General features: G+C 42.6%; 12 protein-coding genes. 9 read left to right on the top strand and 3 right to left on the bottom strand.

What is annotated here, in order from left to right:
• Positions 1-252 precede the first annotated feature (252 nt).
• The gene (locus H6F92_RS22940; RefSeq protein WP_190359626.1) at positions 253-798 is read right to left on the bottom strand and encodes a DUF4388 domain-containing protein; all 546 of its coding nucleotides are present in this window, start codon (positions 796-798) and stop codon (positions 253-255) included.
• Positions 799-1,290: 492 nt separating this feature from the next.
• Between H6F92_RS22940 and hmpF the strand changes: the two genes are divergently transcribed.
• The 3 genes from hmpF to H6F92_RS22925 all read left to right on the top strand — a co-directional run bounded on the left by hmpF (position 1,291) and on the right by H6F92_RS22925 (position 4,552).
• Positions 1,291-2,901: a pilus motility taxis protein HmpF gene (hmpF, locus tag H6F92_RS22935; protein WP_190359625.1), complete on the top strand. Its 1,611-nt coding sequence runs from the start codon at positions 1,291-1,293 to the stop codon at positions 2,899-2,901.
• A gap of 347 nt (positions 2,902-3,248) precedes the next feature.
• Entirely contained in the window at positions 3,249-3,473 is a 225-nt protein-coding gene (locus tag H6F92_RS22930; protein ID WP_190359624.1) for a hypothetical protein, read from the top strand.
• A 269-nt stretch (positions 3,474-3,742) separates the two neighbouring features.
• Entirely contained in the window at positions 3,743-4,552 is an 810-nt protein-coding gene (locus tag H6F92_RS22925; RefSeq protein WP_190359623.1) for a squalene/phytoene synthase family protein, read from the top strand.
• An 87-nt stretch (positions 4,553-4,639) separates the two neighbouring features.
• Here the strand turns inward: H6F92_RS22925 and petD are convergent, their stop codons facing one another.
• Both petD and petB read right to left on the bottom strand, forming a co-directional pair.
• Positions 4,640-5,122, bottom strand: a complete 483-nt coding sequence (gene petD / locus H6F92_RS22920) for a cytochrome b6-f complex subunit IV (protein ID WP_004267928.1) — start codon at positions 5,120-5,122, stop codon at positions 4,640-4,642.
• 51 nt (positions 5,123-5,173) lie between these two features.
• Entirely contained in the window at positions 5,174-5,842 is a 669-nt protein-coding gene (gene petB, locus H6F92_RS22915; RefSeq protein ID WP_002738970.1) for a cytochrome b6, read from the bottom strand.
• Positions 5,843-6,126: 284 nt separating this feature from the next.
• Between petB and H6F92_RS27130 the strand changes: the two genes are divergently transcribed.
• The 6 genes from H6F92_RS27130 to H6F92_RS22885 all read left to right on the top strand — a co-directional run bounded on the left by H6F92_RS27130 (position 6,127) and on the right by H6F92_RS22885 (position 12,683).
• Positions 6,127-6,606, top strand: a complete 480-nt coding sequence (locus H6F92_RS27130) for an IS607 family transposase (RefSeq protein WP_199308304.1) — start codon at positions 6,127-6,129, stop codon at positions 6,604-6,606.
• Entirely contained in the window at positions 6,536-7,771 is a 1,236-nt protein-coding gene (locus H6F92_RS22905) for an RNA-guided endonuclease InsQ/TnpB family protein (RefSeq protein ID WP_265795697.1), read from the top strand. Before H6F92_RS27130 ends, H6F92_RS22905 begins: the two co-directional genes overlap by 71 nt.
• A gap of 41 nt (positions 7,772-7,812) precedes the next feature.
• Positions 7,813-9,249, top strand: coding sequence for a circularly permuted type 2 ATP-grasp protein (locus tag H6F92_RS22900; RefSeq protein WP_190359622.1), 1,437 nt, complete (start codon positions 7,813-7,815; stop codon positions 9,247-9,249).
• A 114-nt stretch (positions 9,250-9,363) separates the two neighbouring features.
• Positions 9,364-10,365 (top strand): alpha-E domain-containing protein, encoded by a 1,002-nt coding sequence (locus tag H6F92_RS22895; RefSeq protein ID WP_079208838.1) that lies wholly within the window; start codon positions 9,364-9,366, stop codon positions 10,363-10,365.
• The gene (locus H6F92_RS22890) at positions 10,365-11,231 is read left to right on the top strand and encodes a transglutaminase family protein (RefSeq protein WP_147070272.1); all 867 of its coding nucleotides are present in this window, start codon (positions 10,365-10,367) and stop codon (positions 11,229-11,231) included. Before H6F92_RS22895 ends, H6F92_RS22890 begins: the two co-directional genes overlap by 1 nt.
• 243 nt (positions 11,232-11,474) lie before the next feature.
• Positions 11,475-12,683 (top strand): RNA-guided endonuclease InsQ/TnpB family protein, encoded by a 1,209-nt coding sequence (locus tag H6F92_RS22885; RefSeq protein WP_190359621.1) that lies wholly within the window; start codon positions 11,475-11,477, stop codon positions 12,681-12,683.
• The last annotated feature ends 260 nt before the right edge of the window (positions 12,684-12,943 follow it).

The raw sequence follows: 12,943 nt of genomic DNA, 5'->3' as shown, positions 1-12,943 counted from the left end.
TTTTTGTAAGTTTTTCTTTTCTTCTAAATCTAGGAAATCTTTAGCTGGCATAAGTAGAATTTTTCTCAAGTTACTATTTCTATTTTAGGTGGTTTAAGTGCGTTTTAGCTTACTGCACACTTAAAAACTCACATCTGATAACTGATAACTTACCCACTGATAACTGATAACTGATAACTGAGAGGTGCGCCCTTGGCGGTTCTCGGATGCTCTATTCGGGATCAAGAAAAGCCGTCGTTCTACGACGGGGTTTTAACCCAAATTTTCGATAAACTGGTCGAGGTGTTGGCTCTGGGGATAAAATTGTGGCCACTGTTGCCTTTGTCTGGCAATTTGGGGAATTAAGGGGCTGATTTCTCGGGTTAGGAGCGGAGTAGCGATCGCCGTCCCCCAACTAAAGCTAAAGTCACCTTTTGGTAAACTAAACAAATCGAAAAGGGTTTCGAGAATCATCGCCGTCAAAATTTCTCGACCTCGCTGGGGAGTTAAGCTATTCTTGGCTATTAATTGCCATAGATAGGCGTATTCAGGGATATTGATGATTTCTCTCTGGTTATCGTCCCCTAGTTCTTCTCTAACTTTGATTCTGTCGGGATATAGATAATCTTGCCAACGGGTGAGGGGAGGAGTGCCGGACTCGCTCCCGTTGGCAATTTGACCGTTGACAAAAAACAAGAACCATGCTCTCCCTGCACAGGTAAGGGCGGAGGCTTCAATTAATAGTTCTCCTGTTCTTTGTCCTAATTCAATCAATTGTAAGATACTGCGAGTGTCAATCTCATTTAAGCTTCCTTGCATAATTTCTCGGAATCTCCCCCACCGGACGCTATTTCTTTTAGTCCATGAGAATTTATTCCCTCCTCTTGTCACTGACAACGAATATGATAAGCTAATTGCATAACATATTTTTCAGTAAGCTTGACTGAGTTCAAACTGTACTCGGCAACTCTCGGTACAAATGTGCTAGTCTCTTCGCCTTGCTTCTGGCTCTCATGCTGTCTTAACCGATCATTTAGATGGGTGGTCAGCTGATTCAAACTTCAGCCAGAGGAGAAAAGAGGCAGAAAACACGAGCCGATTTATGAGCTTGACTGGCGATTTTTTTGAGACTAGGACAGTAAGTTTGCCCTGAAAAATCTTCAAAAAATTTCTTCTGGGTAAAAGGGAAAATTGAGAACAAATGTATGTATCAAAAGTAGACTGAAACCATAGAGGGGCTGCTCCTAGCCTTGAGCGCCAAGTCTCTCTAAAACCAATTACAAAAACTTTTATGATAGAGGACTACTACTCGTGCTATACCTTGCAGAAGTAAAAAAACAGACTAAAGGTTTTATCGGTGCTTACAAAATCGAATTGAAACTATTGGCTTGTCAGCATAACGATCAGACGTGGAGTGCCATACCGGGGGACGATATCCTAACCTACGATGAAACTAACTCCAGGGGTGAAGGCGCTCTTCTCTTGGTGAATTTGAGCAATAATCGTCAACTGCAAGGAAACCCAGAATTAGCGGGAGCGGAGATAGTGCGGCAACTGCAAAAGATTTCCCGTTTGATGGAGCGCAGCAAGGAAGATCAAGAGAAAATCGAGCAGTGGAAACAATCCCTCACCTATCAAAGCGAGATTCTCGACCGCCAGAAAATGGAAATGGAGGCAAGAATTGAGCAAATTGAGCAAATAGAGGCAGAATTCGATTATTTAGAGCACCAAAGACAAGAACTGGAAACCCTAAAACAACAATTAAAGGAGCAACAGCGACACCTGGAAGAAGGACAAATAAATTTCAACTCCCTCCCCCATCTTTCCCCAGAACAACAACAATTTATTCGCTCTCTAGCGGAACGTTTAGCTAATAATCACGACCAGGGCAATTCTCCCTCACAAATTCTCCATTCCACTCTTGAATCCGTGCAGGGACAACAGACAATTTTAAATAGTTGTTGGCAGAGTTTAGAGGAGCAGAAAAAAGCGGTAGAAGATCGTCAGGTCGCCAACGAACAAATGCTCAATCATCTCGAACAAAGATCTAGGGAATTACAGATGAGTCGCAGTGCTTTGGAAACAGCTAAAGTACAATTGCAAATACAAGAAACTATTCTGAGTCAAAAACAGGAATTATTTGCTCAGCTTAACCTCACCCTACAAACCACTGATTCTACCCGACAAATGCTCCTTTGTCTCGCCCAAGGGCAAGACCTAGATTTTGATGGTAAAATCGATCTAGAAGCTCTTAAAAAAATGCCTTTAGAAGAATTGGAGAGCTTAGTTAACAATTTACAAACAGACCTCGATCTCTTAGAAAATTTTGTCAACGACCAAGAGGAAGAATTAACTCTCCAATCCCAAACCGTGGAAGAATTGGCAGCAAGAATGGCCAGAATAGATGAATCTGAGCGAGCCAATTTAGAGGCCGAATTAGCCGAGGAACAGGAAAAAAAAGGAATGCTGACGGAAACTTTAGTTGGACAAAGACGTAATCTTCGGGAAAGGCAAGCTATTCGCTCTCAACACCTGAAAATTCTGCAACGGAGACAGGGAATTTTATCCCCAGAAGATGCCCAAAAATGTAGCTTTGAACCAGTGTTAATTCTGTTGGCTGATAATTATCAAAATAATCGCGAAGAAAGTCAACGTTTAGCGGCAGAAATCAAGCGACTACAAGAGGATTTACCAAAAACCAGAGATAGTATTGACGGTCAATGGTCGGATTTAGAGCAAAAAACTCGTGAATTTGAGGAACAGGAGCGACAATGGCGCAATGCTAACCTGGCATTATTGCGCTTAAAAACTCAGGTACAACAGTACGAAACTTTCCTGCAACCCGTGCAGGATCATCTCGATCAAATCCGTCAAAAATTAGAAACTATCTCCCAGTGGTTGACACCTATGGAATCTAATTAATGGCACTGCCGATCATCACCCTATTAACAGTTAGGCTTAATTGGGGTCTGCTGAAAAAGTTTTTCGTGGGGGCAGAGTGTGGGGTGTGGGGTGTAGGGTTTTACCCATTTTCAGGACGTTCGGCGATGCTCAGTCGAGTGGACGGTGAGCCTGTCGAACCGCCGTGGTCAATTGTGGCATCCCTCTTAGCGGTGGTGGCGGCATTGGCAATCGCTTTTTAGATAAAAAAAACTGATTTATGGGGTTAAAGTCTGGCAAAATTGGCAATCAATGACTAGGAAAGATATCGATAGAATGCTTGTAACAGTGGGGCCAATTGCGATCGCCTCGATGAGCGAAATTAAAGCATGAGTATTAGTGTAACGGGTCAAGTGAAAAGAATCGAAATAGGCACGGGAACTTGGGCATTAATTGCTGATAACGGTCAAACCTACGAATTAATGGAACCTCCCGCCGAATTAATCCAAACAAAGGCAAAAGTCACAGTTATAGGTCAAATTCGCTCAGATGTGATGACTCTGGCCATGATCGGGCCGGTTTTACAAGTGATCTCCTTTCAATCCCTGCCATGAAGCCGAAAAATACTGTTTAAAAACGGGTAAAAACTACTTTTTAAGCCTGTAATCTCGAAAAATTGCCGTAATTGTCCCTCAGCTATCCCAGAAATAAAAATTGTCAAGAATACCCTAAAGGTTGATTTTTTCGAGAATAATCTCGAAATTTTGGATAATAATACTACAATAGGCAGCAACTTTGTCTTAGGAACATCGGAATAACCTAAACCGATCTGTCTGATTGGTTTAACTCGTAGTTACCTAAGTTGGCGTGAGGAGAGGACTGAATGAATTTGCGCGATAATGCTTTAACGATTCTGCAAGAAACGAGTCGAACTTTTTATATTCCCATAAGCCGTTTACCGGATCGTCTGCTCGAGGCAGTAGCTTCAGCTTATCTCTGTATGAGGGCGATCGATGAAGTAGAAGACCATCCAGACCTAGATAACTTCAGTAAAGCCCAGATATTAAGACAAATTAGCCTGAATTTACAAGCAGGTACTGAAAACTCTACCAAAGAGGACTTTGCTTTTGGCTTAGTCCATCGGGAGATTTTGCCAGAAGTAACCCTGAGAATTGGCGAATGGGCCCTGTTAGCACCGGATTCGATCGCCCCCCGGGTTTGGGATGCTACGGCGGCCATGGCCGATCGCATGGCCTACTGGGCCGGCAATAACTGGGATATTCGCACAGAAGTGGAATTAGATCAATATACCTTTAGTGTGGCTGGTGCTGTGGGTTTATTGCTGTCTGACCTCTGGAATTGGTACGACGGGACCGAAACTAATCGCAGTTATGCCATCGGTTTTGGTCGGGGTTTACAAGCGGTTAATATTGCCCGCAACCACGGAGAGGATCGGCGCCGGGGGGTAAGTTTTCTGCCCCAGGGTTGGACAATTAGTGATATTCATAATTATGCCCGTCGTAATCTGAAATTAGCCGATTATTACACTCAATCGCTGCCGAAAGGGCCAGCCCTTGATTTTTGTAAGATTCCCCTCGCTTTAGCTCATGGCACTCTCGAAGTCCTAGCGTTAGGTAAGGAAAAACTCAGCCGCAGCGATGTCATCGCTTTGGTACAACAAATTACCCGATAGGAGAAACCCCAATTAAAATTGCCCACGATCGCTCTTCCCAAGTCAGGAATCACAAGCGTGGGCAAAAAACTGCCGGAGTTCAGTAACTTAGAACAAACCGAGAGTTAAAGATGTATCGATGGGGAAAGTGGCACCAATACCTAACCAAATCGTGACCACAGTACCAAATAGGAAGATAGCGGTAGCGACGGGACGACGGAAAGGATTTTGGAATTTATTGACGCTTTCAATAAAGGGAACTAACATCAAGCCTAGGGGAACGCCGGCCATGCAAGCGATACCTAAGAGTTTGTTAGGAAGAATACGGAGAATTTGGAAAACGGGATAAAGATACCACTCCGGCAGAATTTCTAGGGGAGTAGCGAAAGGATCGGCAGGTTCACCGATCATGGTGGGATCCATAATCGCTAAACCGGTGCAGAGTCCGATCGTACCGAAGATAACCACCGGGAAGACATAGAGCAGATCGTTAGGCCAAGCGGGTTCACCGTAGTAGTTGTGACCCATACCTTTAGCCAACTTAGCGCGGAGAGCGGGATCGCTGAGATCGGGCTTTTTTAATGTGGACATGGATAATGTCTCCTAAAAATGATTTCGGATCGACAGAGATATTTTTCTGAATTATAGAGGCCCAGAAATGCCTTGTTTACGGATCATCAAGAAATGTAGCAACATGAAGACCGCGATCGACCATGGTAGTACAAAGGTATGTAAGCTGTAGAAACGGGTTAAAGTTGCTTGACCGACGCTTTCGCTACCGCGCATCAGGGTGACGAGTTGATCACCGACGACGGGAATAGCAGCAGGTACACCGGAAACAATTTTAACCGCCCAGTAACCCACCTGATCCCAGGGTAAGGAGTAACCGGTGACACCAAAGCTAACGGTGATCACGGCCAGGACAACCCCAGTTACCCAGGTTAATTCGCGAGGTTTTTTGAAGCCACCGGTCAGATAGACGCGGAAAACGTGCAGGATCATCATTAACACCATCATACTGGCGGACCAGCGATGGATAGAACGAATTAACCAGCCAAAGTTAACTTCGTTCATGATGTACTGTACGGAGGAGAGGGCCTCTGCTACAGTGGGTTTGTAGTAGAAGGTCATGGCGAAACCAGTGGCAAACTGGATCACGAAGCACACAAGGGTGATACCACCCAGACAGTAGAAGATATTGACGTGGGGGGGAACGTATTTGGTGCTGATATCATCAGCGATCCCTTGAATTTCTAAGCGTTCCTCAAACCATTGATAGGCTTTAGAATCCGTTACTTGTTTGGTAAACATCGCGTAACCAGTAAGAAAAATGAAAGATTTAAGGTGTGACCTTTAAAAAATGTAACACAGTTTTCAGGGCTAATTCTCGCTCTTGTCAGGTTTCTCCACGGGTGGGGAGCAATCGGCGATCGCTAGTACCGAAAAACCGCCAACTTCCTAAAATTTCCCTTAAAATGTCTCCTAGACTACAAAAAATCAGGCCAATTGTCCGACACTGGGAATAGGTAAGGTTGACAGCTAGTTACTGATTTGCTCACATTGACCTACATACGCCACTATTTAGGCGAACGTTTGTGACCCTAAGAAAAGCCGTTGAGCTATGGGGATTACATCCCAATACATTAAGAGAATATGCCGATGAAGGGAAAATCAAAAGTATCAAAAACGAAGCAGGGCAACGATTGTACGATGTCCAGTCTTACGTCAATGGTGCAGCTAGAGCTTCCCTTGTTTGCTACTGCCGAGTCAGTTCAATCAAGCAACGAGATGACCTTGAGAGACAAGTCAGCTTTATGCGCGGATTCTATCCAGAGGCAGAAATCATCAAAGACATCGGTAGTGGGCTTAACTTCCAAAGAAAAGGACTTAGAGCCATACTGGACAGATTATTGTGGGGAAATAAACTCACAATTGTTATGTCCACACTGGACAGATTATGCCGATTTAGATTCGAGCTTATACAGTATATGGTCGAACAAAACGGTGGCAAAATCTTGGTTCTCGACCAAACTGTTCACAGTCCCGAATCAGAACTTACAGCAGACTTGTTATAAATACTTCACATCTTCTCTTGCCGAATGTCCGGACTCAGGAAGTACGCTCAAAAAATCAAAGAAAGTGCGGATTTATCCAACAACAGAACAGAAGAAACTGATGAAACACTGGTGGGGAGTATCTCGGTTTGTCTTCAACCAAACCATTAAATATCTACAGGAACCAGATAGAAAAGCTAATTGGAAGGCTATCAAGACCGGAATCATTAATGATTTACCAGAATGGGCTAAAGAAGTCCCCTACCAGATTAAATCAATAGCAGTTAAAGACGCTTGTGAAGCCGTTAAAAATGCTCAAAGAAAATATCAAAAAACTGGGGAAATCCAGAAAGTAAAATTCCGTTCCCGTAAAGATAAACAGCAATCATGTTATATTCCTAAGTCAGCCATTTCAGAAAAAGGAATATATCACGCAAAATTAGGGCAAATACGCTTCACCGAATCACTGCCCGACAATTTTGGGGATAGCCGATTAGTATCCAGAAATGGACAATACTATTTAGCTATTCCCCATGAGGTGCAACGATGCGAATCCGATAACCAAGGACGCATTGTCGCCCTAGACCCCGGTGTTAGAGATTTTCTGGCACTATTCTCGCCTAATAGTTTTGGCTCAATCGGGAGTCAGGATATAGGTAAAATCCAACGATTATGCTATCACCTTGATGATTTAATTTCTCGTTCTACCAAAGTTAATGCTAAAACCAGAAACCGTTATCGAAAAGCGGCTAATCGACTAAGAAATAAAATCAGGAATTTAGTAGATGAACTTCATCATCAAGTTGCTAGATTCCTAGTTGATAACTTTGATGTGATTCTTTTGCCTACTTTTGAAGTGTCAGAAATGGTTCTAAAAAATAGCAGGAAGATTCGCTCAAAATCTGTTAGACAGATGCTTAACTGGTCTCATTACCGATTTAAGCAATTTCTCAAGCATAAGGCTTTTGAGATGGGTAAATTAGTAATAGACTGCTGTGAAGCCTATAGGTCGAAAACAGTTAGCTGGACTGGTGAATTAATACATAACTTAGGTGGAAAAAAAGTCATTAAATCCAAGATTGATGGCAAGACGATGGATAGAGATATTAATGGCGCACGAGGAATTTTTCTTCGTGCTTTGGGAGATACCCCCTCTTTAAGAGACTCTCTTAGAGTGCATTGTTAATGTATGTTAGCAAAAAAGTATCGGTATGAAATGAGGTCAGCGTGCTATTAAATACCTACGATCCCGAAGGCTTCTACGACGAACTATTCTTGGATGATGGTCAACCTCGTCCCCACTCGTCCCCTTTAATCAAATGGTTGCAGAATCTGCCGCCCCGAGAACTTCAACAACACCGGGAAACCGCTCAGTCGGCCCTGTTTGAATTGGGGGTGACTTTCAATGTCTATAGCGACAATCAAGGGGTAGAAAAAATCTTTCCTTTTGATATTATTCCCCGAATTGTCGCGGCTGAGGACTGGGATTATTTAGAAAGAGGCCTGAAACAACGCATTAAAGCCCTCAATCTTTTTCTCTCCGATATCTACAATGATCAGTTAATCATTAAAGATGGCATTATTCCCCCCGAATTAATCGCCTCGGCGACGGGATTTCTGAAACCCTGTCTGGGACTGAAACCGGCTGGAGGTATCTGGTGTCACATCACCGGGACCGATTTAGTCCGCGATAAAGATGGTCAGTGGTACGTTTTAGAGGATAATTTGCGGGTTCCTTCTGGTATTTCTTATGTCCTCGAAAATCGTCGGGTAATGAAAAGCACCTTCCCCGATATTTTCCAGACAATGAATGTTAAACCGGTGGATGATTATCCTTCCCATCTGTTGGAAACTCTCCTTAATTTAGCACCGCTCCAATTACCTAATCCCACCGTGGTGGTTTTGACCCCCGGAACCTATAATTCTGCCTACTTTGAACATTCTTTTATCGCCCAACAAATGGGGGTAGAATTAGTGGAAGGGCGTGATTTAGTCGTCTTTGATGGTTATCTACAAATGAAAACCACCAAGGGATTAAGAAGGGTAGATGTGGTATATCGTCGCCTCGATGATGACTTTTTAGATCCAGCGGTTTTTCGTCCCGATTCGATGTTAGGTGTACCAGGGTTATTAAAAGTTTTTCAGGAAGGTCGCGTCGCTTTAGCTAATGCCCCGGGTACGGGAGTCGCCGATGATAAGGTTATTTATGCTTTTGTCCCCGATATGATTCGTTATTATCTGGGAGAAGAAGCGATTTTAAATAACGTTCCTACCTATCTTTGTTGGCGAGAAAAGGACTTAGATTATGTCTTAAATAATCTCGATAAGTTAGTTGTGAAAGCCGCTAATGAGTCGGGAGGTTATGGGATGTTAGTCGGTTCTCAAGCTACCCCCGAACAAAGGGCAGAATTCGCCCCACGCATTGCCGCTAATCCCCGCAATTATATCGCTCAACCGGTGTTAAGTCTTTCTAGGGTTCCCACTTTAATTGACACGGAAGTTGAAGGTCGTCATGTGGATTTACGTCCCTATATTCTCCATCGTGGCGATGAAATTTATGTGCATCCCGGGGGGTTAACTCGCGTGGCTTTGAAAAAGGGTTCTTTAGTGGTTAATTCCTCTCAAGGTGGTGGCAGTAAAGACACTTGGGTTTTAACCAAGTAATCAAGACAATAATCAAAATTTTGCTGGGTTACGGCCAAAATTAAATCATGAGTCGAGTGCATAAATTATTTTCGCCCAATCCACCCTACCCTTTTCACTTTTTCCTGGTTAATTATGCTTAGTAGAGTTGCCGATTCAATTTATTGGTTAAATCGCTATATTGAACGGGCAGAAAATGTCGCCCGGTTTATGGATGTTAACCTTAATTTAATGTTAGATGTACCTACCAGTGTTTTGCAACAGTGGGAACCTTTGGTTTTAACCACGGGAGATTTAGAACAATTCAAGAAACGTTACGGCACAGCCACCGCAGAAAATGTGATCAATTTCTTGACATTTGACACGGAATATAGTAGTTCAATTATCTCTTGTTTGCGCTGGGCCAGAGAAAATGCTCGGTCAGTTCGCGAGATTATTTCTTCGGAAATGTGGGAACAGGTTAATGGTTTTTTCTTGATGGTAAAAGATGCTTCCTCTTACCATCCTCAAACTACTTTACCGAACTTTTTTACCCAAGTTAAATTGGCTAGTCACCGTTTTGCGGGGGTGATGGATGCAACGATGACTCATAATGAAGGTTGGCATTTTGGCGTTATGGGAAGATTACAGGAACGCGCCGATAAAACCGCCAGAATTCTTGATGTTAAATACTATTATCTCTTACCTTCCGCTCAATGGGTAGGAACTTCTCTAGACCAAATTCAATGGATTGCTTTACTGCGGTCGGTGAGTGCCTACGAAATGTATCGTAAATGTCAACGACGGATTACTCCTAGTGACGTGGCCGAATTTTTAATTCTTAATCGAGAATTTCCTCGTTCAATTCACTTTTGTCTGCGGGAATTAGACCACTGTTTGCATCAAGTTACAGGGACTCCTGTAGGAACTTGGGGGAATTCGGTAGAAAGAAGTTTAGGGCGACTTTGTGCGGAAATGAGCTATCTAACTATCGAGGATATTATTGAAATGGGATTGCATGAATTCCTCGACCATATTCAAAAAAGAGTTAATGATGTGGGAATAAAAATGACAGAAACTTTCTTTGTTTTTAATCCTGAACTTGCCTCACCTCTGCCAGTAAATAACTTTCAATATCAATCCCAATTAACAACTTAATGCGTTATCACATTCGGCATCAAACTAACTATTTCTATAATCAACCCGTGATTTTATCACCCCATCTGCTGCGCTTGCGACCAAAATCCGATGGTGGGCAAACTTTGCGAGAGTTCACACTCAAAATTAACCCAGAACCTTTAACGATAACTAATATTATCGACCTCGATGGCAATTCTTGTTTACAAATTTGGTTTAATCAACCGACAGAAGAATTATTGATTGATGTGGTGAGTGAAGTGGAAACCCATGGGGTTAATCCTTTTCAGTATTTGTTAGAACCTTGGGCGACCTGTTTACCCTTTGATTATCCCATTTCCCTCCACAGCCAATTACAACCCTACAGACAATTTTATGGGTTAAATAATGACCCTGATATGGCAGCATTAGCCCAAGAAGTTATGCAGGAAACCGAGGGACAGGTGCTATCTTTCCTGTTTAATCTTAATGACAAAATTTACCGAAATTGTCAGCAAATTATTCGTCTTACCGGGGAACCCTATCTACCCGGAAACACTTGGAAAAATAAGCAGGGTTCCTGTCGCGATTTGGTGGTTTTATTTATGGATGTGTGTCGCTGTGTGGGATTAGCTTCCCGTTTTGTCAGTGGCTATCAAGAAGGAGATTTAGACCAAGGAGAAAGACATTTACACGCTTGGGTAGAGGTGTACTTGCCGGGGGGCGGCTGGAAAGGTTATGATCCTAGCCATGGATTAGCGGTGAGTGACCGTCATATAAGCCTCGTTTCTAGTCCAATTCCCCGTTATTGCGCGCCGGTAGAGGGAAATGCTCGACCGGTTAATCTCGGTCATCAAGTGATAGAATCTCAGCTATCATCGACAATTTCCATCGATTTGTTATCTTGAGGATGATTCTTTATGGCTAAAGGATTTGGCACACCAACAAAAGGACATTTAGGCTATGTTTTATCTTGAATGTCGGGGTGAAGACCCTCGCTTTTAGCGACGGGATGAAACCCCGACCAGTATAAAACAGCGAAGCACGACATTTCGAGGGGCTTCGATGTAAAAGCTCAATGTTCACTAAAATCTTGACAATCCGATGCTCTACAGGTTAACTTAAAATAAGTTGTTTGAGGTCGATAAACAATGATTGTCTTAGAAATGAAAGCCGTGGTTAAACCAAGTCAGTGTTCTGCCATTGATGAAGCTATTCGTACAGTACAATTCATCCGTAATAAGGCTTTAAGGCTTTGGATGGATGCCAAGAGAGAAGACAAAATCGATAAATATTCTCTCAATAAATATTGTGCAGTTCTCGCTAAACAGTTCAAGTTTGTCGATACTCTAAATTCTACTGCTAGACAAGCATCGGCCGAACGAGCTTGGTCAGCTATTGCTCGTTTCTATGACAATTGTCAGAAAAAGGTTAAAGGTAAAAAGGGTTATCCCAAGTTTCAGAAAAATAATCGTTCTGTGGAATATAAAAACTCCGGATGGAAATTATCGGAGGATAGAAAGAAAATCACTTTCACAGATAAGAAAAACATTGGCACGGTTAAACTAAAAGGAACCAGAGACTTAAACTTTTACCCTATTGACCAAATTAAACGAGTTAGGATTGTTAAACGAGCAGATGGTTATTATGTCCAATTCTGTCTCAGCGTTGATATTCGGGAATATGCGAAACCGCTAGAACCGACTAAAAGATGTGTGGGATTGGATGTAGGTTTAAAAGTTTTCTACGCTAATAGTGATGGGGAAACGGTAGAAATACCGCAATACTATCAACCGGCAGAAAAAAGATTAAACCGACTGAATCGGAAGAAATCTAAAAAGTTTAGAAAAGGTCAACCCCAATCAAACAACTACCAAAAAGCTAGAAAGAGATATGCTAGAAAGCATTTAAGAGTAAGTAGGCAACGTAAAGGCTTTGTCGAAAAAGAGGCATTGCGCGTCATTAAATCTAACGATTTCATCGCTTACGAAAACTTAAATATTCAAGGCATGGTAAAAAACTCTAGACTAGCTAAATCTATCAATGATGTGGCTTGGTCAACTTTCCGACAATGGTTAGAATATTTTGGTTTTAAATATGGTAAGGCTACAGTAGCAGTAGCCCCCCATAACACGAGTCAAAATTGCTCTAATTGTGGTCAAAAAGTCCCTAAATCTCTATCTACAAGAACCCATATTTGTCCTGACTGTGGCTATGTAGAAGATAGAGATATTAACGCCGCTATCAATATTCTCAAAAAGGGACTAAGTACCGTGGGACACACGGAAACTAATACGCTTGGGGAGAGATTCCCTCTGGTTTGGTTGGATACGTCCTGCCAGATTAAGGAAACTCAGTGAACCAAGAATCCCTCGCTTAAGCGCGATGGGAGTGTCAATGTTGTGTCCTACTGCTAATACCTAGGGTCTGCTGAAAAAGTTTTTCCTGGGGGTAGGAGTCAGGAGTCAGGAGTCAGTAGCCAGTCGTTTCAGGCTTTGTTGCCCTTGTTTTTTGTACCAAGCGATGTACTACAAGAAGGATAATGCAAGGTTTTTGAAAGTCCCAATCCTATTTTCTTGCACTAACATCGGACTTTAACAGGTCAAAAGCCTTATTTTAA

It is taken from the genome of Microcystis wesenbergii FACHB-1317 (assembly GCF_014696875.1).
Classification (GTDB): Bacteria; Cyanobacteriota; Cyanobacteriia; order Cyanobacteriales; family Microcystaceae; genus Microcystis; species Microcystis wesenbergii_A.
Note: the sequence above shows the minus strand (reverse complement) of the source record. Positions and strands in the feature narration are given on the sequence as shown.

Excerpts from the sequence above, each read along its gene's own strand:
- H6F92_RS22940 (WP_190359626.1), bottom strand. The coding sequence starts at position 798 with ATGCAAGGAAGCTTAAATGAGATTGACACTCGCAGTATCTTACAATTG.
- H6F92_RS22930 (WP_190359624.1), top strand. The coding sequence starts at position 3,249 with ATGAGTATTAGTGTAACGGGTCAAGTGAAAAGAATCGAAATAGGCACG.
- H6F92_RS22925 (WP_190359623.1), top strand. The coding sequence starts at position 3,743 with ATGAATTTGCGCGATAATGCTTTAACGATTCTGCAAGAAACGAGTCGA.
- petD (WP_004267928.1), bottom strand. The coding sequence starts at position 5,122 with ATGTCCACATTAAAAAAGCCCGATCTCAGCGATCCCGCTCTCCGCGCT.
- petB (WP_002738970.1), bottom strand. The coding sequence starts at position 5,842 with ATGTTTACCAAACAAGTAACGGATTCTAAAGCCTATCAATGGTTTGAG.
- H6F92_RS22895 (WP_079208838.1), top strand. The coding sequence starts at position 9,364 with ATGCTTAGTAGAGTTGCCGATTCAATTTATTGGTTAAATCGCTATATT.
- H6F92_RS22890 (WP_147070272.1), top strand. The coding sequence starts at position 10,365 with ATGCGTTATCACATTCGGCATCAAACTAACTATTTCTATAATCAACCC.
- H6F92_RS22885 (WP_190359621.1), top strand. The coding sequence starts at position 11,475 with ATGATTGTCTTAGAAATGAAAGCCGTGGTTAAACCAAGTCAGTGTTCT.